We start from the raw sequence: 24373 nt of genomic DNA, 5'->3' as shown, positions 1-24373 counted from the left end.
TATAAAATAAGAGCTGGAATAGAAAATATAGAAGATTACAATTCAGGAGCTATCACATACAATATTAAAAATGCATTACTTAGTCACTTTTTATACTCATCAAATTTTGAAAAACATTTTGAAAAATTTTTAGATAAATCTCAGTTAAAGAAAATTAACAAAATTGAGGAAGACAACATTATATCTTTATTCTATTGCTGGAAACAAATCTTAAATCAAAAGGGAAATGTGAATAACAAGGTTCGTAAAAATGCAATGAAGAGTTTTCAGGAAACTAAAAATAACTTAACCAAAAGAATAAAAAAGGAGAGACAGAAAATATTTGATGACTTTGGATTATCATTTACGGTTGAAGTAAATAATACAAATAGTGAGCTTGGAAAAAGACTCCTATTGACATGTGATGTTGATGCTGATACATATTTAATATCACTTATAGCTTCACGTATTCTAATTCAAAACTCTCTTAATTCAGATTATTTTAGTTTCAAAAGGGTAATAATTGAATCAAATATTGAATCTGCTATATTCATCCCTCTTTTTGAAGGAAAAGCTCTTAATCAAAATGCAATAGAAATATCATTACATAATCTTGATAAAGATATTGAAGAAGAAAACATATTCTCATACATCAATCCTTTTTCTAAAATTGATAATAGTATTATCGAACACCTAAGTTTAACTTTTTGGAATGACAACATTTCTGAAATACAGGATTATGAAAATATTATGGGAGAAATTTCTAACATTAAGGAATTATCAAATCAAATATCAACTTTAGACTTAGAAAAAAAGGATGATTTAGGAAAATCTATTTTTTTACAATACAAAAAGGACACGAAAAATTTTCTTGATAAAAGGATAAAAACTTCTTTGAGATGTCTCAATAGGATTGGAGAGCATTTAGACAATGAACTGTATAACGAAATTAGCACCATATTTGAAAACTATTCGCTTAGTGAAAATGATTCAAATACTTTAGAATCACTTCAACAAAAACTCACAGGAAATTATTATTCCTTTTCAGAATTAATGATAGAAAATAACATACTGACAAATGAAATATAATGCCCCAAAGATTAATAATACATTTATCTGTATAGTAAATCGAGATAACTATGTTTTAGCTTCTTTAATAGCCAGTTATATTTTCACGCCAGATATGTATAATTTAATTTTTGAATTCCCATCTGTCACAGCCGAATTTAAAGATTCTATTGAAGAAAAATTTGATGAACATCGTATTACAAGAATAAGAGCAAATGAATTTAATATAAAAGTCAATAATGCAATTAATCAAGTTTATGGTTGTGAAAATTTAATAATTGCAGGATTAAATGAGGAACAGAAAAGCTATCTAACTTTTTTAGAAGATTATAATATCATAGAAATCCAAGATTATTCAGATGTTGAGATTTATCTAAGTGCATTTAGCATTAAGAAAAATATTATTAAATGTAGAGAAGTCGATATTTTGAATGGCTTATATATTGCCGCTAAATCAGATGCAGTAATTAAAATAGATAATAGTGCAGAAAGTATATCGTATGAACTTAATAATAGTAATGGAATTATTGTTGTCGAAGATATACAAAAAGTATCATCTGTAATTGCTATTGTCTATGCTTTATCTCTAAATTTAGCCATATCAATAGTACCAAAAATAGATATTGATAAAAGAGAAATAACATATTTAATTGAAAAATGGAAAAAAACTAACAACAGTCAGTATTTCAATAATTTACGAGCTATAATATATCCCAATATTGAACATATCGAATTTAATGAATATGAGTTTGCTACTTTTTTCACAGTTGGTATTCCTTATTCATTAATATTAGAAAATGTGATTCCTTGTAGCCATGTACATCTTTACATAAATCCTGATTTTTTTGTTTTTAACGGAATTTATTTTCAAAATAGTTTTCAATTAAACTCTGCAATAGTATTTTCTCCTAAAGAATTTGAAGATGAAGAAATAGATGCGATTATTCAAAACTTAACAGATAACAATTATTATGTTAAAGAACTAATTGACAAAAAAGCTTCTGCAAATAATTTTGATTTTCATATAAGAGAATTTCCTTTTGACTTATTACATATTTGTAGTCATGGTGGAGAAATTGGAGGTTATGCATCTAAATTGAATTTTGAAGATAGAGATGGTAATGAACATATAGTTGAATTTGATGAAGTTGTAACTTATGACCCTTCAACAATAAATTGGGCTAATCTTGAACAAGAAATACCTGTAAGAACTAAATATATATACAAGAAATTTAATGGTTTAATATGGAGAAGTAAGGAACTTAAAGATAGAGGTTATCCAAACTATGTTTTTTCAGATATGGAAAATGCTATTACTAGCAAAAAAGATTTGACAAATAGAATACCTAAAAAAGTTATAGCTAACTCTTGTGCAATAAAGTGCTATTATTCATATTACCAAGCTATGTTTAATATTATAGCAGGTGTTCACTCTCCAATTATCTTTAATAATACATGTTGGTCTTGGTCTGATATAGCTGACCATTTTATAGCTTCAGGGGCAAGAGGTTATATAGGAACTTTATGGAATATTAATAATGACATTGCTAAAAAAAGTGCTGAATATTTTTATTCAAGTATATTTTCAAAAACTATAATGAACGCTCTTTATGATTCACATATATATTCTACTGGCAAAAAAGATGAAAACATTTATATATACTATGGGCTTCATTTTTCATCTCTAAATAAAGCTACTTCTCTAAAAAACAGTAAAGAGAAAGTTGTATATAGATTACTTACTTCATTAGAAAGATGGAAAGACAAATTAACTAACACTAAAAAGGAGTCAACAAAAAGGAATATAAAAGAGTTAATAGAATGGAATGCTACAATATTGTCTCAAGATTTCAAAGAGGAGACAATGAAATTTATTAAAAATCAAAATAAAAGACAATAACAAAGTATGCTTTTAAAAAAAGTTGCTGACAATATATTTGAGTATTATTATAAAAATTATATAAATACCATAATAAATAAAGACTTTAAACCTAATCAATACCTGTTTTTTGAAAACACTAAAGAGATTGAAAAAAAGATGATTAGATACAAAAGTTATTCTATAAAAATTGAAAAGGAGTATAATGATTCATATTTTAGTGATAGTAGAGAGTTATTACCGTATATGACAATTCAATATTATGCAGGTTACTTTCATGAAAAGATTAATGATTATTTAAGAGGTGTACTATCTGAATTTCATAAGTCATTAGTCCTTGATGAAATAATTAAACGCACTGAAATCCTCCAAAAAGAAATCAATAAATTTCAATTAGAATCAAATGTTGTTGTAATTAGAAGAGTTAGCAATACCTTTTTTAAGAATGCTTATTTAAAAAGTAAAAAAATAAAGAAAAATATGATAATTCAAGATTTAGGTTTTTTAAGTACCTCACTAGATTTATTTTACAGAAAAGACTATCAAAGTGATTATGCCCCTTTAAAAAATGAAACTATTATGATAATAAAAGTCCCTAAAGGAATTGGGGCTTTATATATAGAACCTATAAGTAAGAGAGATGAATTTGAATTGCTATTGGATTGTAGTTTAAATATGAGAATTGAAAATAAAAAATCAATATTAGGGAATAATATAGTCTTAACTCAGGTTATAAAATAAGTTGTATAATTCCGATGAAAATGTTTGACAATAAAACCATAGAACATTTAGGATATTATGTCTATGCATTAATAAATCCAGAAACTAATATTCCTTTTTATATAGGTAAAGGAGTTGGTAATCGAGTTTTTAATCATAAATATGATGCAGAAAATTTAGAAGATATCTCTACTTTAAAATTAGACATCATAAGAGAAATAAACAGTAAGGGCTTTGAAGTTAAACATATTATAATCAGACATGGTTTAAAAGAATCAGAAGCCTTTGAGGTGGAAGCATCTTTAATAGATTTTGGTAATTATATAGGGTTAGGTTTATCAAATATTGTGGAAGGACATCATGTAGACTATAAAGGATTAATGACTACAGATGAGATTATTAGATTACACAATGCAGAGCCTTTACATGAACTACATCATCCAATTATCCTAATCAACATCAACAAAAAATATGAAAGAGGAAAATCTGTAGAACATATTTATCAAGCTACAAAACAATCTTGGGTTATAGGAGAACACCGAAGAAATACTGTAAAATATGCATTATCAGAATATACAGGCATTATCATTGAAGTTTTTGAAATAGAAGAATGGTATCCAGTTCAAATTCAAGATGCAAAAAGACAAAACAGATGGGGCTTTAATGGAAGAGTAGCCAATGATGAGGTAAGAAATCTATATATCAACAAATCAATAGCCCATACTAAGAAAAAGGGAGCTGCAAACCCTATCAAATATAGATTAGACTAAAAAAACATGTTTAAGACAACAACTATTGATGAATTAAAAGAACATCTCATTACTGTTAATGTATCTGAGGTCAGTTATTTAAACACATATCCTTTTTTTGTCAAGTATTTTAATGATATAGAAAGTATAGAAAAAGAGCATTTAATTATAGCATCTCATTTTGTTTATGGTTGGATGCCGACTATTATTGATTTAAACTTAAACAATATAGATGCTGTTTTATGTATATTGAATAAAGCCAAACAAGGAGAACTATTAAATGAAGATGAGTTATTAATTGGTAAAGAAGCTATAAATAACTCAATAGTTGGGTTATCTAAATTACTTCATTTTATAAATCCTAAAACATATGCCATTTGGGATAGTAGGATATTCAGATTCTTGACAAAGAAAAAATCAATTTATGGTATTACAGAACCTAAAAACTATATAGCATATTTACATTACTTAGAAGCATTAACAAAAGACAAGCTATTTCAAGATTTTCAAATAAGTGTTAATGAACTTATAGGTTACAATGTTTCCGCATATAGAGCTTTAGAGTTTACAATGTTTGAAGCTGATAAAAAATCATTGAAAACTATATAGATAATGGCATTTTTAACCAATTACAATTTTAGTAAACTAGCTCAAAAGTTAAAGGTTGATAGTGAAATTTCGATTGAATTATTTACTGAACATATATGCAGTGATAGAGAGATTTTTTACATTCTTAATAAAAGAGAAATAGCTTATTTATTTTCATATAAAATGCTGGCTTCAAATGAAAAGGAATTTTATTCAACTTACTTTAAGCATATACCAGAAGCTATAGATGATAAAAAAAGAGTCTTTACAAAAGGTGGCAAAGTGAAATATCATTTATCATTAGATTGTAAATCTTTTTCCAATGATTATGTAGATTTTAGAATCCCACAAGATATTGTAGATATTAGCATTCAAAGAAATGCTCCTTTAATTATTGAAGAGTACAGAGATTGGTTTGTAAAAAACGAGTTTAAAGAAAAATACTTAAAAGGTAAAATAGACAAAGAGTACATTGTAAGACAGTTTAATTTAATATATCCCCAAAAACACCAACTGGAAGAATTGGAAGAAAACTCTAATACTTTAGTTATTGAAGCTAAAAATTCTAAACACGCATCTGTAAATGGTGAGTTTGATATAAATAAATTTAAGTCAGACCTAGAAGAAGCAAAAAGGCAATGGCAGAATAGTTTCCAATGCAAAAACTCAAGAATTATAAGCAAATGGAAACATTTAGAATCTAAAACTGACGATGAAATAATACAAATTATGACCGATGTGTTTTCTCCATTATTTGTTTCAAATTTTGGAGTAGCTAAATTCAAAGAGTATTTCAAATTATCTAAAACACACACTTATAGGATTACAGCGTTGCTTCTTGAATATTTGAAATGGACCTATAACTTGAAGGATAAAAAATTTGATAAAGTTACCTTAGAACAATTTGGCTTAGAATGTTGTTACTATTGTAAAAATAGGATTGATATAGATTCTTTATTTTAATGTACTAAAGCTTTTGATTATTTCGTTAATAATTTGATGAATAACAAAATAGTACTGTTTTCTTTAATCTTAATACTACCATTATTATTTGTAGTATCAATAAACGAATACTCAAGACTTAACAACACAAATAAAGGTTTTGTTAGAAAAGGGGTTACTGCTATTAATCCCAGTATAAAAACACCTGAAAAATGCAGTTGGTATTGCCATACAGATACTGGTTACTGTAAAAAGCATCATACCCACTTACTACATAATCATACTTCTAAAATTGACTCTTTTTATTTTGGCATCATAAACTCACTACATAATGTAGGAGATTATGGCTTAGCCAATATCATTTTTTTAGTGATTCTATTTCCTGCATTAATCTATATACTTTTAATTAAAAGCGTAAGTATTCAAAGAAAAATTAAAGAGCTAAAAAATGGATAGACTGATGGATATAGTGAATTTTGTTTATGCTTATTGTACAGATTTTGTAATCAATATAGCTAACATTTTAGGGTTGTCCTATTATGAAGTAAATACCTTTATTTTTGTGATTCTATACCCTTTACTGTTAGTTGGTTTGACTTGCTTATTTGTAATCCAAATTTTAAGGTTGAGGTACTGGAAAAAGAAACCCAACCTCTAAAATAGAGATTGGGCATCACTCAACTCAAGAACCAATGATAAGAACCATCATTGACAGCTTTTGAGATGCTTTTAGTAAAATCAAAAGCATTTACATTCCTATCTAAAAAAGTGTCAATGTAGCTACTCTTATTGGCTGAGGTAAACAAATTGTACATATTCCAAAGGTTGATGTTTCCTTCTTCATTTTTACAAAACCTTTCATCTTGGTAGTAATCTTTGGCTATAGTGGAGATTTGACCATCATTAATAAGCAATTGGGGTATTTCTAACTTTTCTTTTTTAGGTAAGAATTGATATAGTTTAGCTCTACCAACTAATTGAGCAAATTGCTTTTCTGAAAGTTGGTATTGGGTTAAATTTTGCATAGATTTAAAATGATGCTCCATTTTGTAAGACTGTAACAACTCTAAAATTTTGGCTTTCAATTCTGCATAGCTAGATACTTTTATTTCAGCAGAAAAACCATCTGTAGAAATACACAAATTACAGCATACCATATTTTGAAAACCTATAAAGACTTGAAACTTTTCAAATGACTTTTTACTATACAGGTTTTCTCTGTTATAAGCTCTAACTCCACCAACAATTAAGGATAGCGTGTTTCCATTAATAGTTTCGGTTATACTTGGTATGCGTATAATAAAAGCCATTCTTTCAAAATATTGAGTCCTTTCATGGTCTAATAAATCTTTAGCCGATTTATGTATAGCTTCAGGAATTCTGCCTTTAATTTGGTGGCTAATTCTAATTTCAGGTTTACTAATATGATGTCTATTAAACGTTGATGTTACACAGTCATTTGTAATATCAATAAACTCTTGGTGTGCTATGGTTTTTTCGTTGTCTTTTGCAAAAACGGGAATTACACAGTCCTGCTTTAAACAAGAAAGGCTAACCTCTTTTGTGTTAGCCTCTATAAAAGGATTTTGCTGAAATTGTAAAGGTTCATTTGATACCTGTATTAAAGAGGAACTATTGTTATTAACTCTTTTTACTACAGGTGCTTTGTTTAGGATTGGGATATCCTTAGATACTGGTATAAGTTCCATAATAATTGATTTTAATTAATTAGTAGAAGGGCTATGTACTCCATTTGAACTGAAATTTTGAGGATTTATCAAACTTTCAAGTTGTTGTTTTTTAGTTCTAAATTCTTCTTGATGAGACTGCTGAAATTGTGGATTTTGCTTGTACAATTCCATCAGCTTGTTTACTGAAAGACATTCACTAATCCTATCTGATATAGGTTTGTTGTTTACAGGTTCAACACTACTCCATTGCAATAGTTTTTTACCTGTAGCAGAGGATATTATAAATTCAGGTTTTCCATTAAACAAGCCTGTCCTGTCTTTTGATGTTTTAACTAAATGTTTATCATTAAGGAGTTCAAAATTAACTGTCAGCTCATACTCAAAACCCTCCCTAGTGATTTCTTTAGTTCCATGTTTTACAACTTTAGTTCTACCATTAGAACCTACATCTAAAGAGTAATCAATCTTTCTCCTTGTAGTGGTAATAATATGACAATTAGACTGCAATATTTTATCAATAAATGCTTGATGTCTCGGTGTAACCTTTGCCCAGTCTTGAAACCTGCCACCTAGTTGTTCTTGTATTTGTAAACAACCACCAGTACCAGACCACTCATGTGTGATGGAATCCAAAATGCAGACTTCAATTCCTGCTTGTTCACACACAGATATAGCTTCAATATATCTTTCAGGAGAAAAAGGTGCTTGTAAATCTAATACCTTATAATTACCTAAATGACTGTACAATGAAGCTGAATTATTTTCTGTATCTATTACAGCTATTTTAGACCAGTCACTTGTTAATCCATATGCCAATAATAAGGCACTTGTTGTTTTTCCAAACCCACTTGGTCCAGAAATTCCTATACGTAGTTTTACATTACTACGCTTACTTTGTTTTAGTTGCATAATTTTTATATTTAAAAAAGTTAATATTTATTTGAAAAGATTCATTTATAAATGAAAAAGACTCTCAAAAAGGAGAGTCTTTATACTGTTTTAAGAAGCATATTTTAATTTAGGTTCTTCTAAGAGTTTCTGCATAGCATCATCAATTACTTTATCTTCAAATTCTTTTAGATATGCTTTTGTAACACTAACATTATGATGCCCCATAGATTCACCAATTAAATCAGTTGAAATACCAGCAAATTTTAAGTTTGTAGCAAAACTATGTCTTATAACATAAGAAGTTACATTTTGATGTACACCTTGTATTTCTGCTATTTCCTTTAATTGTTTATTGAATTTCTTTAGGGTTTTATGCTTCCTATTCTCAATTTGTATAGGTGTTAAGTTGTCTTTTAATAAAATTGGAAACACATAATCTGTAGGTCTATTTTGAGTTTTATAATATTCAACTATTTCTATGATAGGTTGTAACATTTTAACCGAAAATCTACCCTTAGTTTTAGAACGGATATATAAAATTCTATCTCCTTTGATATTTTCCCATTTTAACTTCATCATATCTACAAAATTCATACCTCCCATATAGTAGCTAAAAATCATATAGTTTTTGGTGTCTAAAAGGTGAGGATACTTGTTAGTGTCAATAGTTTCCATTGACCTCATTTCATCTCTGCTTAATGCTTTCTTTATTCCCTTACCTTTTAGTTTGGAAACTTTGTAGGTTTTAAATGGATAGTATTTTTCTTGCACAACACCTTTTTTGATAGCATCATTAAACAATGCTCTAATCTCTCTCATTTTTACACCTATACCACCATCAGTATTGTTGTTGCTTCTTAAATAAACTTCATACTTGTCTAATAGGTTTGGTGTAATTTCTCTGAACTCTAAATTTTTGTTCTTACAGAATTTAAAGAATGAATTATATACATCTTTATAAGCTCTTGCATTTCCTGTTCTTCCTGATTTATTTAAATCTTCTATCTTTTGTAACCAAAAATTAGATACTGTTTGCCCATTCTGTTTTTTACCTCTAAATTTTTGTTCAAATTGAGTTAAAGTGAAGTCAATGTCTTCTAATCTAAATTCATCAATAATTTTAAGAGCTTTTTCTTGAAGTTTTAGCAGTACTCTATTTCTTTGAGATGCATTTGGATATGTTCTTTTAAAGCTGTTTTTTTTAGTATCCCAATCTTGCTTTTTACAAGCCATTCCTAGAGATATTAGTTTTGATTTTCTGTCCTTTACAATTCTTAGTATTACTGGATGTTCTTCTTGCTTATTAGCCTTATTTCTTAAAGTTATAGTTATGCTTGCCATGATATTTATATTTAAGGTGTGACATTATCCATATATAGGAAGTTAGGATAATGTCATTTTCAATTTGTTATTGATTAATTAAGAGGTGGAATTTTTGTTTTAATAAATCTCTCAAATTTGATTTAGTTTTCAGTAAATCATATTTTGATAATAAGTGTTCAAACTCTTTTTTATGCTTTGATTTTATATTTCTTGATTTTCTGTCTGATACTTTTTCCCAAAAAATAATATTCTGATAGTTCTCAACCTTTGTTATTATCTCTGGGGGAATTTCATCAGAATTGAGTTTGTCTACAATTACCATTTCATCAAAACGTCTTAGTAGATACTTAAATAATTTTTCTAGGTTTTCTTTTGATTTTAAATCATCTATTAGTTTTATTCCTAAAGCATTAAACTCTTTCTTGTTAATGAATTTTACTTCAAATCTTAAAATATTATTATATCTATTATATTGTTTTGCTTTGTCATATACCTTTATGTAATAGTTAGCATGGTCATATTGTTTGTATTCTCCTTTACCTTTAAACTTTTTATTATGATTATAAGCTTTAAGTATATGGAAGAATATATTTTCTTTGATTATCACTTCTGCAGGTTTAGGGGCTTCAATATTTAACCCAAATTCAAGTTGAGTAATATCAGCTTTATTAAGGTCTTTTAAACTGCTTTTTAAATAATCTATTGACCAATTTAAACTTGAATAATTAAAATTATTATGATTTTGATTGCCTAATCCTTGTGTTAAATTATAAAACTTGTGTAATGAATTTTTTATGTATGCTGATTTTTCATTAATTGTAACCTCCATATTATGAATGTTTACGTTTTTAGGGTACAAAATTTCTCCTGAATGATATTCAAATGAGGTAATAAGCCTCTCAAAATTTTTTTGTTCTGAAACAAAAGGTTCAATAATACTTTTATCTTTATACTGCATTCTAATAAAATCTATCATAGCGTTAGATTTTTATTAGTTCTACTTAGGTAGTTTTCAACATCACATTCCAATTCATCATTAGATGTAATCTTACCGTTAAAAACCCATTCATCAATTTCTGATTTCTTGAAGTAGATTTTTTTGCCACCTGGTTTATAAAAAGGAATTTCCTTATTACTGGTCATCTTGTGTAAACAAGATTTTGATAATTGTAAATAGATTATAGCATCATCTACTGTTAGAATTTCCTTTTGCTGAATATTTTGAGCAAGTAGAAGTTTCTTTAATTCTTTAATTTCTTTCTGGATAAATTCCATAATTTTAAAAATTATGGATGTGCACATCCTTGTTAATGTGCTACAAAGAAACAGTGATTAAAAGCCTGTTTTTTAGAATTGTAAGTAAGGTGTAGGTAAGATGTAAGATTATTATCTTACACTTTTTGAAGTAGATTTTTTATTCTGTCAGACATCATTGATATTTCAGAATTTAACTTTAACCTTTGTTTGGCTGTATCATATATTTGAACAGTAATATGTTTACCTTGTTTGGTTATAAGTTTTTTGGATTCTTGAATATCTTTAGCTTTGAAGTTATTAAATAAGGGTTGAATATCTAATAGAAATTGTATCATCATAGAATTATTACAGTAAAACTGTATAAATGAATTATCATTACTATTATCCGTTAGGGTTTTTATAAAATCATCTTCATTTATTTTTTCATAGTCTATAACTCCATATTCATCGGCTATCATATATAAGTCTGAAAAGATGCTTTTTTTAACGTTAGATTTTACACTAAAAGAAGAGTTTACATCTGTTTGATTATTTGTGTTTCCAGAATTAAATACTACATTATTATTAACTGAAAAATGATTTATTAAGTTGTTAATTTGTTCAAAATATTCAATTAGAAAATTAAACTCTAAGCTACTCTTATTTAAAACTTGCTTTAGTTTAATTCTTAAAAAATCAGCATAGCCTACAATTTCTTTTTTATCTGCAAAACGTTTTTGAAATTCACTCTCAATGAAATTTTTGGTAATATTGATTTCTCTGTTAAGTTTTGATTTTATACTTCCTTCAAAAGAAAAAGTAATATAATCAGCTTTGACTTCTTCTTTATGATGAATATTAGGAACTTTGATAATATGACGTACTTTATCTATTTCTTCAATATTATTAAAGTAAAGTTCTTCTGTAATGTTAGAATAAAACTCTTTTAAGTCCTTTTGAATTTGGTTTTCAAAATAGTCATCAAAAAATAAGAAAGGATGTTCTGCTGTACTTTTCATAATTCCAAAAATATAAAAATGTTTGACCTATGTTTGACCCAAAAAACAAAAGCACCTACAAAATAATTGTAAGTGCTTGATTTTAAGAAGTGGTCCCACATGGACTCGAACCATGGACCACCTGATTATGAGCAAGAGGAAGAAGAAGAGGAAGGAGAAGATTGTACTTCGTCTGTACCTGAAAATGTTACATCAGAACTTGATAATGCTTTTGGAGCTGGTAATTATGAAACGGATTGTAGCATAAATTCTGAAGATATACCTCCAGAATTACACTTTGATACACAAGAAGAGCTTCAAGCTTTTTTAAGTGCTTACAATGCAGCAATAGAAAATGCGACCTTTGAGAATGAAACAGTTTTTATTAATGAATTAAATGGTGAGTACATTGAGAAATTTTCTTTTACTGCTTTTCCGTATACTGTATATACAGTATTTGTTAAACAAAATTTGGGAGTTGATTATCAGTTTTTTTCTGACTATTCGATTACTGAGGTAACATCTACTTTGTCTGGGCTTGATTTTTGGATTCCTGGATTCAAAATAATTATTATCATAATATGGATAGCTATAACTCAACTATAGATTTATATGGAACGGCAGGAATTGTTATTTTTTATAAAGGGTTTGGTAATTTAATAGAGGAAGTTCATCATTTTAGGATGACAACAAATGCTACAGATGGCAGTTTTATTTCACAAGAATGGGTAGATTAAAGATAGCTATATGATAAACTTGAAGAATATACTTGTAGCTCTTACTATTTGGAGAGTATTAATGTTTTTTTTATCTGCTATTTTGATATATTTTATAATTAAATTTTGTATAAAAATTTATAAGTATTTGGATTCAAAAAATGATTAATCTAAAATTAAAAGTAATTATTATGAAACTTTATTTTATTTCTCTTATCAATGTCGGTATTTCTAGGTTGCAAGACAGTGAAACAAAATAATCTAAAAAAACTATTCAATTAACCTCAAATGAATATAATATGATTAAAGATGACCTAGAGATTACAAAAGTTTTATCTTTTGCATTAGCAAAAAACATCGAACTTTTAAAAATTAAAAGTTTACTAGATGAATATTTTGTTAGTAAGAATAAGGATGAGCTGATTTCTAGACTTGAATTGTATTATGTTTTTCAAGGTAAAAATGTATCAATAAAAACAATACCTAATGATAGTATAGATGTGAAAAATAAAATTATTATTAATTCTTTTGAAGATTTACAAACTTTTAAAAGTAAAAGAGATAAAGAAATGAAAAAACTGAAACATTCCTTTAACTCAGAGAATGTGAAAATGAAAAAATAATAATAGAGTCTTTGAATAAAAACCTTAGATGATTTCAGAAAATCATCTCGAAAGATAAAAGAAATTAATACGAATAGTTGTTTGTGTACTAACGAAACTTTCTTTATTTGACAATAATCAGAACTTCAAATGTAAATAATATGATATTGATGGTGTATATGATGGAAAAAAGTTTAGTTTCTAAAACTCTAGGAATGCCAAAAAAAGTTCAGGACTCACTAAATAGACAAAACAAGAAAAATTAGTATTTAAATATTGTATTGATGTTGAAACAGAACTAGTTTTTTTAGTTTAATTTATAGATTATATTATGAAAAAACAAGATTTATTATATTCATTTGATGTAAAGCTTTTACTTGTTCAAGTATTAGCAATAATTATATTGTTAGCAATTGGTATATTTATTTATAAACTTATAAGAAAATCTAAATGAAGACATTTTGCTATTTTTTTATTTTAATATTTTTTAATTGTAGTTCTAGCTCATCTATTATTAAAAATAAATTAGATTTAAGTAACCAGCAATTTAGACAAATTAAAAGTATAGATTCTGTATTGTTTTTAATATCTAAAAGTTTAAATAATAACGTTAAACCAGCAAGAATTAGACGAAGACTTGACTCTTTCTATTTAAATAGTTATACCAAAGGTGAATTAAAAGCGATGTTACTTGGAGAATATATTTTTAGAAATGATAAAAATCCAAATTTCGAATTGGATAGGTCAATGAAACCTAGTGAAGGTTTTAATATGGATGGTGTGGATGATGGTAAAAAGTTTCTGGATAGTGTTATTGCTAAAAATTTTAATGTCAAAACAATAGTTCAAGATTCATTAAAATAGCCTAAAAAAGCCACAAGTCTTAAAGCCTTGTGGTTTTTACATTTTTGGTATTCCTTATCATGCGTGTTTAAAATAAGTACTATAAAATTTTAATTATTGCTTAGGCATTATATCTAAATTTAGATAAATGCATGTAGATGGTTTAAAGTGTTTTTAAGGTTGTGTTTTAAAATTTAAATGCCAACTACTCACAACTACTAATAGATTGGGCCAAACACGTTAAAATAAGTACGATACTTCCCTAATAATATAAGATGATTACCAAATAAAAGTCAACAAAAAAACCACGACATTTAAAAATGCGTGGTTTATTTATATAAATTAAAGCTTTAATTATATGTTCTCTGCGTCTCTAAGACCTTGAATATAACTAGCTTTTTGTATTTGTCTTCTGTTTTTTACAGATGGCTTAGTAAAGTATTGCTTCTCTCTTAAGTTTTGCATAACTTTTACGTTTCTGTGCTTACGTTTGTAACGTTTTAGTGCACGTTCTATATTTTCGCCTTCTTTTATTTCAATTCTTAACATATCTTAATTTTAAATAGGATGCAAATATCTATTAAATAATAATATTATTCAAATTAAAATTGCACTTTTTTTAATATTTTGTATTAAATATAATGTATTAGGATTATCCTAAATACGTTTTTAAGATCTTACTCTTAGATGTTTGTCGTAAACGTCTAATTCCTTTTTCTCTGATTTGTCTTACACGTTCGCGTGTTAAATCAAAAGTACGACCTATTTCATCTAGTGTCATAGCTGGTTGATCGCTTAATCCAAAGTTAAGTCTAATCACGTCACTTTCTCTAGGCGTTAGTGTTTCTAAAGCTCTTTCAATCTCAGTGTTTAAAGATTCGCGCATTAAGTTTGTGTCAGGATTTGGCGACTCGTTAGAGCTTACTAAATCATATAAACTGTAATCTTCTCCTTCTTTTAAAGGTGCATCCATTGACACGTGTCTGCTAGAAATTTTCATAGATTGCTTAACATCACTGATGGTTAAGTCTAATTCTTTCGCAATTTCTGACGCACTAGGTGGTCTTTGGTTAATTTGCTCTAGGTGAGAAGTTACTTTTCTTATTTTGTTTATCGACCCAATTTTATTTAATGGTAGTCTTACAATTCTTGATTGTTCTGCTAAAGCAGATAAAATTGCTTGTCTAATCCACCAAACTGCGTAAGATATAAATTTGAATCCTCTAGTTTCGTCAAAACGTTTTGCAGCTTTAACTAAACCAGCATTACCTTCATTTATTAAATCTGGTAATGTTAATCCTTGATTTTGATATTGTTTTGCAACAGAAACCACAAATCGTAAGTTAGCAGTCGTTAATAAATCTAATGATTTTTGACAACCTTCCCTTATCTTTTGGGCTAATTCAACTTCCTCTTCTGCTGTAATCATAGGAAGTTTACTTATGTCTTGTAGGTATTTGTCTAGTGATTTAGATTCACGATTGGTAACTTGCTTGGTAATTTTTAATTGCCTCATTCAGTCCAGATTATTTAATGTTATTGTATCAATCTAACAATATAAATGACAAATCCTAATATTTAACACTTTCTTTTGAAAAAAGTCTCAAACCATTAAAATTCATCAAATTTTGAGTTTTAAACGAGGAATAAATGTTAAAGTTTTTAAAAACTTACTCTTTGGTTTTCTTTTTACCAAATAATCCTTTGATAGCATCCTTAACTTGGTCTTTAGGTGTTTCAGTTTCGGTATTTGAAGTTGTATCTTTTGGTGTTGTTGTGTTTCCGTTATTTAGTAAGCCTCCAATGACATCTTTTACGTTTCCGTTTGATTGTGTGTTAGTGGTATCATTACTTTGTGATTGATTACCTCCTAAAATATTTCCAACAACATCTGTTAGTTTGCCCTTTCCTTTATTAATTAGTTTTTGTTTTTCAATTTCTATTAATTGAGAGGTTAGTGTTTTTACACCACTTGTCAAGTCGGTTTGCACTTGTGGTTGTGTTGTGTTACCTGTTATGTTTGCTGTAACAGGAATGGATATATTGTTTACAGAACTATCATCTATTTTACTTATTAAACTATTAACGTCACTACCAAGATATTTTGCAGGTACGTCAAAAACTACTTTATAGTCCATTGTATTGCTAAATGTATGAGACCCATTAACAGTCATTTTTATATCATTATATTTAATGTCAAATGGCTTTACTGAGACTTGTCCATTGTCAAAGGATAGTTTTGTTTTTAAATCTTGAAGATTCAATTTACTAAAATCTAAAAAGCTTAACTTGTTTTCTAGTAGTGAAAATAATTGTTCGTTTTTAGGTTGAATTTGTGTGGTTAATAATTCCGCGAAAGCGTCACCAGAAACACTATTTAAAAGTGGGGTGAAATCTTGTCCTAGTTTACCTGATAAATTAATGGTACTATTAAGTTTACCTTGTAGCGCCTTTGTAATTGGAGCTATGGCTTGTAGTAAATTTAGGTCGTTAAAAGATTGTGTGATGTCAAAGTTTTTGGCGCCTACATTCATGTTAAATGTTGGTTGCTCTGTTTTTGTGTCTACTAAACCTTCTAAGGTTAGGTTACCATTAAAAAGACTTGAAGACACGTTGTTAAGTTGTGCTTTTTCGTCTGCAATTTTAAGGTTTCCTTTAACGTCTTTTAATATTAAGTTGTCATAGTATACTGTTTTTGCATCTGCTGTAATTGAACAATCTAAAAAAGCAGGTATTTTTAAAGCTGTTGCTGGTTCGGCACTTTGGTTAACAGGAGCGTCGCTTCCTCCTTCTACCATAAAATCACTAATTTTAAAGGTGTTAGATTGTAGGTTAAAATCTCCTTTTAGTTTTTGATCGCTTAATAAAAAGCCTAATAAATTATTTACAGTACCTGTAGCGTTTAAATCTGTTGTACCTGTAGATGCTATAAATTTGTCTAAAGTTATTGTGCCAGGATTAAAGTTAACTGAAGCTTGATTAATATTAATAGGATTTACAATGTCTGCTGATGAAAATACAAAATCAGATAACTCGATACTACCATTGTTTTTTATTCTTTCATAGGCATTAGTTTCGATTGCATTCATATCAAAACTTGTATTTAGTTTAGCTTTAAGTATTCCTTTTAATTCGTTTTCTAGCTCTATTGGATACGCTTGGTTTAGGTTGCCAAGATTTAAAACACCATCTAAATGAGCATCGACCAACATGTTTTTGGTTAGATTTTTTATTGTAGCCGAACTTTTAAATTGATCTTGATCTATCTTAAAGTCTAAGGTGTTTAAATTTACATATGTGTCATCTACATTACCTGATTCGTTTTTTATTTGAGCATTAATACTAATGTTTTCTACACGCTTTGGTAAATCTGCAAATTTAAACGATGCATTATTTGATAAAATATTAATGTCTAGGGTTGGTATTGTGGTTTCAGTAGCTTGTCCTTTTATGATACCATTTATTTTAAAATTACCCGACGTATCAACATTGTCTAAGTTTTTTGCGTAAGTTTTTGGTATAACAGCTAAAAAATCTTTAAAGGTCGAGCCTGGATTTTCAAAGCTTATATCAATATTTTGTCCTGCTTCTATTAATTGTACAAATCCTTTAAACTCTAATGGTAAGTCGTTAATTAAAGCTTTATTGTCTTTAAATGTGTATTTGCTGTTTGTTAAGTCTAAGTCTAATAATGCGTCAAGTTTAATACTGTTATTACTTAAATACTCTGTTCCGTCAAAACTAAAAGTTACGTTAGCTTCGGTTTTTGTGTCTAACTCGGACACATCACCAGAAAATGTTCCGTTACCAGAATGATTTAAGTTGCTGATTTTAAATATGGTATTTGTGCTTTCGTCTAAATAATTAAAAGCACTATTGTTTAAACTGTAGTTTTCAATATCAAAAGCAAACCCTTTGCTTGAGGTTTCGGTTGTAGTTGTAGTATTTGAAGATGCTTTTGCAATGTCCCAATTAACTTGACCTTCGGCATTGGTTTTTAAATTTACTAAGGCATCATCAATATTAATAGAGTTTACTATTATTGGATCCTCTTCAGCATTTTTAAATAATTCTTTAATAGACATGTCTAAAGACAATACTTTTACTTTGGCTAAAGTGTCGTTGGTAAAAGGTTCAAAATTTGTAATGACTAAGTTGTCTAAAGTGACGTTGGCTTGTGGAAAACTGCTAATAAAACTTAAGTTAACATCATCAAAAGCAACTTTAGCATTAACGTTTTCATTTATATAATTGCGCACCATATCCTTGATTTGACTTTGGAAAATAAAAGGGCTTGCAATTAATAATGTTATAAGTATCAAAAGTGATATACCAGCAATTTTTAGTTTTTTCTTCATTAAATTAAGTGTTAAGGATGCAGTTTTATTTACGTTTAAACTAAGTAAATAGTTGTATTAACAAAAGTATTTAATAAAAGTTTAGTATTTGTTAAAGTAGGTTTAATTCTTGGTTGTCTTTTAGCTTAAATCGTTTTTTAAATAAATAGACACCTAAATATAGAAAAGGCGTATCTATTATAGCGATAAGAACTTTAAAAATGAATCCGCTAATTAGTAAACCGTAAAATTTGTCCCAGCCAATTTCTCCAAAGCTACATAGTAAAAATAAAACCGAAAACGTATCTACAAACTGAGATAAAAAGGTGGAAAAATTATTACGTAGCCATAAATGTTTACCATTGGTTATGCGCTTCCAAAAATGATAGATTTGTATGTCCACTAATTGAGCTAATAGGTAAGCCATCATACTAGCAAATACAGCAATAATTGTATTGCCAAAAACTGTAGTAAATAAGCTATCAGAGACAGGAGACCAATTGGTTGCAGATACTGTGTTGGCTGTAAACACAATTAATAACGAGAAAACGGAAGCAAAAATACCAGCAATCACAATTTGATTAGCGCGCTTTTTACCATAAATTTCACTAATCAAATCGGTTATTAAAAAGGTAATAGGGTAAGGTAGTATACCAACAGAAATTTCAAATAATTTAGCTCCTAAAATGGTAATATCAAAAGAGGTACCAGTAAAAAAATTTTTGAAATATAAGGTTAGAAACCACTAAAGAGGTTATAAAAAGAGCTCCTAGAAGTAAATAGATTTTTTGAGCTAGTAATTTATCTTTTATTGACATAAAAACTTATTAACAGATTTGATAAAGATAAGAACTAAGTGAATTTCTTTTAGTTATTTTGCTGAAGAAATTATGCAAGAGATTAAAACAGTTTACATAGCGTTAGGAAGTAATAAAGGCGAAAAGTTTAAAAACTTACAAAACGCTGTAGATGCTATATTTACAGAAGTTGGTAATGTAGTTGCTATTGCAAAAGTTTTTGAAAGTAAGGCATTGGGTTTTGAAGGAGATGATTTTTTAAACACTTGTATTGCAGTACAAACTACTTTTAAAGCAAAAAAAGTACTGCGTGTTTTACAGCAAATAGAAAAACAATTAGGTCGTCTGCCTAAAAAATCGGCAGGCTATCAATCAAGAATTATAGATTTAGATATTATCTTTTTTGAAGATGAAGTCATTAATGATAAATATTTAATAGTACCACATCCCGAAGCGCATAAACGTCGTTTTGTATTAGAGCCTTTACAGCAAATTGCATCTGCATTTAATCATCCAGAATTTAATGTCACTGTTGACCAGTTATTAGACCAATGTAAAGATCAAACAACTTTAGAGTCTTTAAATATCTGGTTAAAAAATCCTAATAAACAATTTGATTTTTCTAATCATAATTATATTGCTATTGAAGGTAATATTGGTGCAGGAAAAACCAGTTTATCTACTCAAATAGCAAAAGATTTTAATGCTAAATTGGTTTTAGAACGTTTTGCAGATAATCCGTTTTTACCAAAATTTTATAAAGAGCCTCAACGGTATGCTTTTACCTTGGAAATGTCTTTTTTGGCAGATCGTTACCAGCAAATTACAGATGATTTAAATCAATTAGACTTGTTTAAAGATTTTATAGTTAGTGATTATGACGTATTTAAATCTTTGATTTTTTCTAAGATAACTTTGCAACCAGACGAATTTAAGTTATATCGAAAGCTGTTTTATTTAATGTATAAAGAGATAGCTAAGCCAGATTTATATGTGTATTTATATCAAAATACCGAGCGTCTTCAGGCGAATATAAAAAAACGTGGTCGTAAATACGAAAGCGAAATTGACGATGATTATTTAGAAAAAATTAATGCAGGTTATTTAGATTTTTTGAAAAGTCAAACCGAATTTAATGTTAAAATAATCGATATTTCTGATAAGGATTTTGTCAAAAACAGAGCAGATTATTTGTGGTTGTTAAAACAAATATGTAAAAATGAAGCCTAAAATTATTGCCACAAAACCTATTATTATTGTTGGCCTAAAAGCAAACTTATCTTTTGTAACTAATGGTCCAGGAACAGCGAAGTTAGCTAAACAATTCATGCCAAATCGTAACCAGATTTTAAACCGTATTGGGGCAGAAAAGTTTTCAATTCAGGTGTATGATCAATTTGATTACAGTAAAATGTCGCCTAATACATTATTTGAAAAATGGGTAGGCGTAGAGGTGTCAAATACTGAGGGTTTACCAGAAAATATGGAAGTCTTAACGATACCATCTGGACAATATGCTGTTTTTAACTACAAAGGAAAACCAGAAGGTTTTTTAGAAGCTTGGCAGTATATACATACAACTTGGTTGCCTAATTCAGAGTTTGAAATTGATGATAGACCTCATTTTGAAAAACTACCTGAAGATTATCATCCGTCAAATCCAATAACAGAAGAGGAGATTTGGGTGCCTGTAAAATAGTTACAACGCTTTTAGTTTACTAAACAAATCCCAAGTTACAACACCACAACTAACACTAATATTAAGAGAGTGTTTTGTTCCAAACTGAGGGATTTCAATCACCACATCACTAGCGCTAACTACATCTTGTGCTACGCCTTTAACTTCGTTACCAAAAACTAGAGCGTATTTAGTGTTGGCTTCAACTTTAAAATCGTCTAACATAGTCGCATTTTCAGCTTGTTCAATTGCACAAACTTTTACATTGTCAGCTTGTAATTTTTCAACTAAATCCATGGTGTTTTCAACGTGTTCCCAAGCAACCGTATCTGTACTTCCTAAAGCTGTTTTATGTATGTCTTTATGTGGTGGTGTCGCAGTGATTCCGCATAAATAAATTTTTTCAACTAAAAAGGCATCACTAGTTCTAAATACACTTCCAATATTATTTAAGCTTCTAATGTTGTCTAAAACAATTATAATAGGTGTTTTTTTAGCAGATTTAAAGTCGTTAATGCTTAATCTGTCTAGTTCACTATTTTTTAATTTTCTCATGTAGATATTCTGTAGTTTGCACAAGTTTGTAAAGTGACAATCTGTAACGTTACATTGTGGATAATTATCTATAACTTAAATCAATTTGACTTCAATAAAAATCAATATTTAGTTACATTGCAAACTTAATAAAAACGTATATCCTTTGGCAACAAAAAGCAAAAAAGTCACTCCGTTAATGAAGCAATATAATACCATCAAGGCTAAATATCCTGATGCGTTATTATTATTTAGAGTTGGTGACTTTTACGAGACATTTGGGGAAGATGCAGTAAAATCTGCTGGAATTTTAGGAATCACCTTAACCAAAAGAGGAGCAGGTAGTGATAGTGAAACTGAGTTAGCTGGTTTTCCGCATCATTCAATCAATACCTATTTGCCAAAGTTGGTCAAAGCAGGAGAGCGTGTTGCCATTTGTGACCAATTAGAAGATCCAAAGCAAACTAAGAGTATTGTCAAACGTGGTGTTACAGAGTTAGTGACTCCTGGTGTTGCATTAAACGACGAGGTGCTTCAGTCTAAGACCAATAACTTTTTATGTTCGGTTTATTTTGGAAAAGTTAATATCGGAATTTCATTTTTAGATATCTCAACAGGTGAGTTTTTGACCTCTCAAGGTAATCAAGAATACATAGATAAATTACTTCAAAACTTTAGTCCAAGTGAAGTCTTGGTTGCTAAGCCTAAACGAAATAAATTTACAGATAGTTTTGGTGAAGATTTTCATACCTTTAATTTAGAAGATTGGGTGTATCAACCAGATTATGCTAACGAAACGCTATTAAAACATTTTGATACAAAATCTTTAAAAGGGTTTGGTGTAGATGGTTTAGCTGAAGGTATTATTGCTTCAGGATCCATTTTACATTATTTAGCCGAAACACAGCATAATAAACTACAGCATATTTCTTCAATTTCGCGTATTGCGGAAGATGATTACGTTTGGATGGACCGTTTTACTATCCGAAATTTAGAGCTGTATAACTCTACCAATAATAATGCAGTAACCTTATTAAATATTATAGATAAAACCATTTCGCCAATGGGAGGACGTTTGCTTAAACGTTGGTTAGCATTGCCTTTAAAGCAAATAGATCAAATCAAGCAACGTCATGAAGTTGTATCATATTTAAAGACAGATACTGTGGTTTTAGATAAGATTCAACACCACATAAAATTAATAGGAGATTTAGAACGTTTAATTTCTAAAATAGCCACCCAAAAAGTTAGTCCACGTGAGGTAATTCAGCTTAAAAATTCGCTTGAAGCTATTATTCCCATTAAAGGATTAGCAACTAATTGTGATAACGAGTCTTTAAAAGTGATAGGAGATAATTTACAAAGTTGTAATGTCCTTCGCGAAAAAATTAAAGAAACCTTAAACGAGGAAGCTCCAGTTAATATCCTAAAAGGGAATGCTATTGCAGCAGGTTTTTCAACCGAGTTGGATGAACTTAGAGCATTGTCAACCTCTGGTAAAGACTATTTGGATAAAATGTTGGAGCGTGAGAGTGAGCGTACAGGTATTACTTCGCTTAAAATTGCATCAAACAATGTTTTTGGATATTATATTGAAGTAAGAAATACACATAAAGATAAAGTTCCGGAAGAGTGGATAAGAAAGCAAACATTAGTTAATGCCGAGCGTTATATTACAGAAGAATTAAAAGAATATGAAGCTAAAATCCTAGGAGCAGAAGAACGTATAATGGCTATCGAGCAAAAATTATTTGCAGATTTAGTCCTATGGATGAATCAATACATAAAACCTGTGCAACAAAATGCCTATCTAATTGGTAAGGTAGATTGCTTGTGTGGCTTTGCACAATTAGCAACAGATAATAATTATGTCTATCCTGTTTTAGATGACTCTCATGATTTAGATATTGTAGATGGACGTCATCCAGTTATTGAAAAACAATTACCAATTGGCGAGCCTTATATTGCTAATAATGTGTTTTTAGACAGAGAAAAACAACAAGTTATAATGATTACTGGGCCTAATATGTCTGGTAAGTCAGCTATTTTACGTCAAACAGCTTTAATTGTACTATTAGCTCAAATAGGAAGCTTTGTGCCTGCAAAAGAAGCTAAAATTGGTGTTGTAGATAAAATATTTACTCGTGTTGGTGCAAGTGATAATATATCTATGGGAGAATCTACGTTTATGGTAGAAATGAATGAAACAGCATCCATATTAAATAACATTTCAGATAGAAGTTTAGTCTTGTTAGACGAAATAGGAAGAGGGACAAGTACCTATGACGGAATTTCTATTGCTTGGGCTATTAGTGAGTACCTGCATGAGCATCCAGTAAAACCTAAAACATTATTTGCAACGCATTATCATGAGTTAAATGAAATGACAGAAACCTTTGAACGTATAAAAAACTTTAATGTTTCTGTAAAAGAACTTAAAGACAATGTTTTGTTTTTACGTAAACTAGTAGAAGGAGGAAGTGAGCATAGTTTTGGTATACACGTAGCTAAAATGGCAGGTATGCCACAACAGGTTTTAAAAAGAGCTAATCAAATATTAAAAAAACTAGAAAAAAGTCATTCTAGTGAAGAATTAACAGACAAAGTTAAATCTATGCAAGATGAGGTGCAATTAAGTTTCTTTAATCTAGACGATCCATTACTTGAAAACATAAAAGATGAGATTTTACTTACAGACATTGATACGTTAACACCAGTAGAGGCTTTAATGAAGCTAAATGAGATTAAGCGTATGTTACTGAAAGAGAAGTAGATAAAAAATAATTTAAAATTTTTTCAAAA

The 24373-nt window shown here is 28.7% G+C and carries 23 protein-coding genes and 1 pseudogene; 13 read left to right on the top strand and 11 right to left on the bottom strand.

From position 1 onward, the window contains the following. Positions 1 to 255: 255 nt before the first annotated feature. The 7 genes from AC0L4B_RS01430 to AC0L4B_RS01400 are packed head-to-tail and all read left to right on the top strand — an operon-like array spanning position 256 to position 6381. Positions 256 to 1068: a hypothetical protein gene (locus tag AC0L4B_RS01430; RefSeq protein ID WP_473438233.1), complete on the top strand. Its 813-nt coding sequence runs from the start codon at positions 256 to 258 to the stop codon at positions 1066 to 1068. After that, complete coding sequence (locus AC0L4B_RS01425; RefSeq protein WP_473438232.1) at positions 1058 to 2947, top strand: hypothetical protein; 1890 nt, start codon at positions 1058 to 1060, stop codon at positions 2945 to 2947. The genes AC0L4B_RS01430 and AC0L4B_RS01425 overlap by 11 nt, the downstream gene beginning before the upstream one ends. Positions 2948 to 2953: 6 nt before the next feature. Further along, the gene (locus AC0L4B_RS01420) at positions 2954 to 3667 is read left to right on the top strand and encodes an ADP-ribosyltransferase (protein ID WP_473438231.1); all 714 of its coding nucleotides are present in this window, start codon (positions 2954 to 2956) and stop codon (positions 3665 to 3667) included. A gap of 20 nt (positions 3668 to 3687) precedes the next feature. Then, on the top strand, positions 3688 to 4416 hold the full coding sequence (locus AC0L4B_RS01415; protein WP_473438230.1) for an LEM-3-like GIY-YIG domain-containing protein: 729 nt from the start codon (positions 3688 to 3690) through the stop codon (positions 4414 to 4416). Between the two features lie 6 nt (positions 4417 to 4422). Continuing rightward, positions 4423 to 5004: a hypothetical protein gene (locus AC0L4B_RS01410; protein WP_473438229.1), complete on the top strand. Its 582-nt coding sequence runs from the start codon at positions 4423 to 4425 to the stop codon at positions 5002 to 5004. 3 nt (positions 5005 to 5007) lie between these two features. Further along, a complete protein-coding gene (locus AC0L4B_RS01405; protein ID WP_473438228.1) occupies positions 5008 to 5946 on the top strand; it encodes a hypothetical protein in 939 nt (312 codons plus the stop codon). A gap of 36 nt (positions 5947 to 5982) precedes the next feature. Beyond that, a complete protein-coding gene (locus AC0L4B_RS01400; protein WP_473438227.1) occupies positions 5983 to 6381 on the top strand; it encodes a hypothetical protein in 399 nt (132 codons plus the stop codon). Positions 6382 to 6602: 221 nt separating this feature from the next. On the opposite strand, the gene AC0L4B_RS01395 is transcribed toward AC0L4B_RS01400, so the two are convergent. The 6 genes from AC0L4B_RS01395 to AC0L4B_RS01370 form a co-directional block, all read right to left on the bottom strand. Next, positions 6603 to 7634, bottom strand: a complete 1032-nt coding sequence (locus AC0L4B_RS01395) for a DUF3871 family protein (protein ID WP_473438226.1) — start codon at positions 7632 to 7634, stop codon at positions 6603 to 6605. Positions 7635 to 7649: 15 nt separating this feature from the next. Beyond that, on the bottom strand, positions 7650 to 8525 hold the full coding sequence (locus tag AC0L4B_RS01390; RefSeq protein ID WP_473438225.1) for an AAA family ATPase: 876 nt from the start codon (positions 8523 to 8525) through the stop codon (positions 7650 to 7652). A 90-nt stretch (positions 8526 to 8615) separates the two neighbouring features. Next, positions 8616 to 9848, bottom strand: coding sequence for a phage integrase SAM-like domain-containing protein (locus AC0L4B_RS01385; RefSeq protein WP_473438224.1), 1233 nt, complete (start codon positions 9846 to 9848; stop codon positions 8616 to 8618). Positions 9849 to 9915: 67 nt separating this feature from the next. Next, positions 9916 to 10806, bottom strand: a complete 891-nt coding sequence (locus AC0L4B_RS01380) for a hypothetical protein (protein WP_473438223.1) — start codon at positions 10804 to 10806, stop codon at positions 9916 to 9918. Then, entirely contained in the window at positions 10803 to 11132 is a 330-nt protein-coding gene (locus AC0L4B_RS01375; protein WP_473438222.1) for a helix-turn-helix transcriptional regulator, read from the bottom strand. Before AC0L4B_RS01375 ends, AC0L4B_RS01380 begins: the two co-directional genes overlap by 4 nt. Positions 11133 to 11221: 89 nt before the next feature. Next, positions 11222 to 12085 carry a hypothetical protein gene (locus AC0L4B_RS01370; protein WP_473438221.1) on the bottom strand — a complete coding sequence of 288 codons (864 nt, stop codon included), beginning with the start codon at positions 12083 to 12085 and terminating at the stop codon, positions 11222 to 11224. A 99-nt stretch (positions 12086 to 12184) separates the two neighbouring features. Between AC0L4B_RS01370 and AC0L4B_RS01365 the strand changes: the two genes are divergently transcribed. The 3 genes from AC0L4B_RS01365 (at position 12185) to AC0L4B_RS01355 (ending at position 14246) form a co-directional block, all read left to right on the top strand. Further along, positions 12185 to 12670 (top strand): hypothetical protein, encoded by a 486-nt coding sequence (locus tag AC0L4B_RS01365; protein WP_473438220.1) that lies wholly within the window; start codon positions 12185 to 12187, stop codon positions 12668 to 12670. A gap of 409 nt (positions 12671 to 13079) precedes the next feature. Next, positions 13080 to 13403 carry a hypothetical protein gene (locus AC0L4B_RS01360; RefSeq protein WP_473438219.1) on the top strand — a complete coding sequence of 108 codons (324 nt, stop codon included), beginning with the start codon at positions 13080 to 13082 and terminating at the stop codon, positions 13401 to 13403. 429 nt (positions 13404 to 13832) lie between these two features. After that, on the top strand, positions 13833 to 14246 hold the full coding sequence (locus AC0L4B_RS01355) for a hypothetical protein (RefSeq protein WP_473438218.1): 414 nt from the start codon (positions 13833 to 13835) through the stop codon (positions 14244 to 14246). A 333-nt stretch (positions 14247 to 14579) separates the two neighbouring features. On the opposite strand, the gene rpsU is transcribed toward AC0L4B_RS01355, so the two are convergent. From rpsU to AC0L4B_RS01335, 4 genes and pseudogenes are all read right to left on the bottom strand, one after another. Beyond that, entirely contained in the window at positions 14580 to 14774 is a 195-nt protein-coding gene (gene rpsU, locus AC0L4B_RS01350) for a 30S ribosomal protein S21 (RefSeq protein ID WP_028283445.1), read from the bottom strand. 103 nt (positions 14775 to 14877) lie between these two features. After that, positions 14878 to 15741 carry a sigma-70 family RNA polymerase sigma factor gene (locus AC0L4B_RS01345; protein ID WP_028290194.1) on the bottom strand — a complete coding sequence of 288 codons (864 nt, stop codon included), beginning with the start codon at positions 15739 to 15741 and terminating at the stop codon, positions 14878 to 14880. A gap of 154 nt (positions 15742 to 15895) precedes the next feature. Then, entirely contained in the window at positions 15896 to 18583 is a 2688-nt protein-coding gene (locus AC0L4B_RS01340; RefSeq protein WP_473438217.1) for an AsmA family protein, read from the bottom strand. A gap of 91 nt (positions 18584 to 18674) precedes the next feature. Further along, a pseudogene (locus AC0L4B_RS01335) lies at positions 18675 to 19380 on the bottom strand (queuosine precursor transporter). Positions 19381 to 19452: 72 nt separating this feature from the next. On the opposite strand from AC0L4B_RS01335, the gene folK reads away from it, so the two are divergent. Both folK and AC0L4B_RS01325 read left to right on the top strand, forming a co-directional pair. Next, entirely contained in the window at positions 19453 to 20589 is a 1137-nt protein-coding gene (folK, locus tag AC0L4B_RS01330; RefSeq protein WP_473438216.1) for a 2-amino-4-hydroxy-6-hydroxymethyldihydropteridine diphosphokinase, read from the top strand. Further along, positions 20579 to 21058, top strand: coding sequence for a GyrI-like domain-containing protein (locus AC0L4B_RS01325; RefSeq protein ID WP_473438215.1), 480 nt, complete (start codon positions 20579 to 20581; stop codon positions 21056 to 21058). Before folK ends, AC0L4B_RS01325 begins: the two co-directional genes overlap by 11 nt. Here the strand turns inward: AC0L4B_RS01325 and AC0L4B_RS01320 are convergent, their stop codons facing one another. Then, positions 21059 to 21592, bottom strand: a complete 534-nt coding sequence (locus AC0L4B_RS01320; RefSeq protein WP_473438214.1) for an RNA methyltransferase — start codon at positions 21590 to 21592, stop codon at positions 21059 to 21061. A 145-nt stretch (positions 21593 to 21737) separates the two neighbouring features. Here AC0L4B_RS01320 and mutS point away from each other — a divergent pair, with 145 nt between their 5' ends. Next, positions 21738 to 24344 (top strand): DNA mismatch repair protein MutS, encoded by a 2607-nt coding sequence (gene mutS / locus AC0L4B_RS01315; RefSeq protein ID WP_473438213.1) that lies wholly within the window; start codon positions 21738 to 21740, stop codon positions 24342 to 24344. Positions 24345 to 24373 lie beyond the last annotated feature (29 nt).

Source organism: Olleya sp. NP1-10, assembly GCF_055804415.1.
Note: the sequence above shows the minus strand (reverse complement) of the source record. Positions and strands in the feature narration are given on the sequence as shown.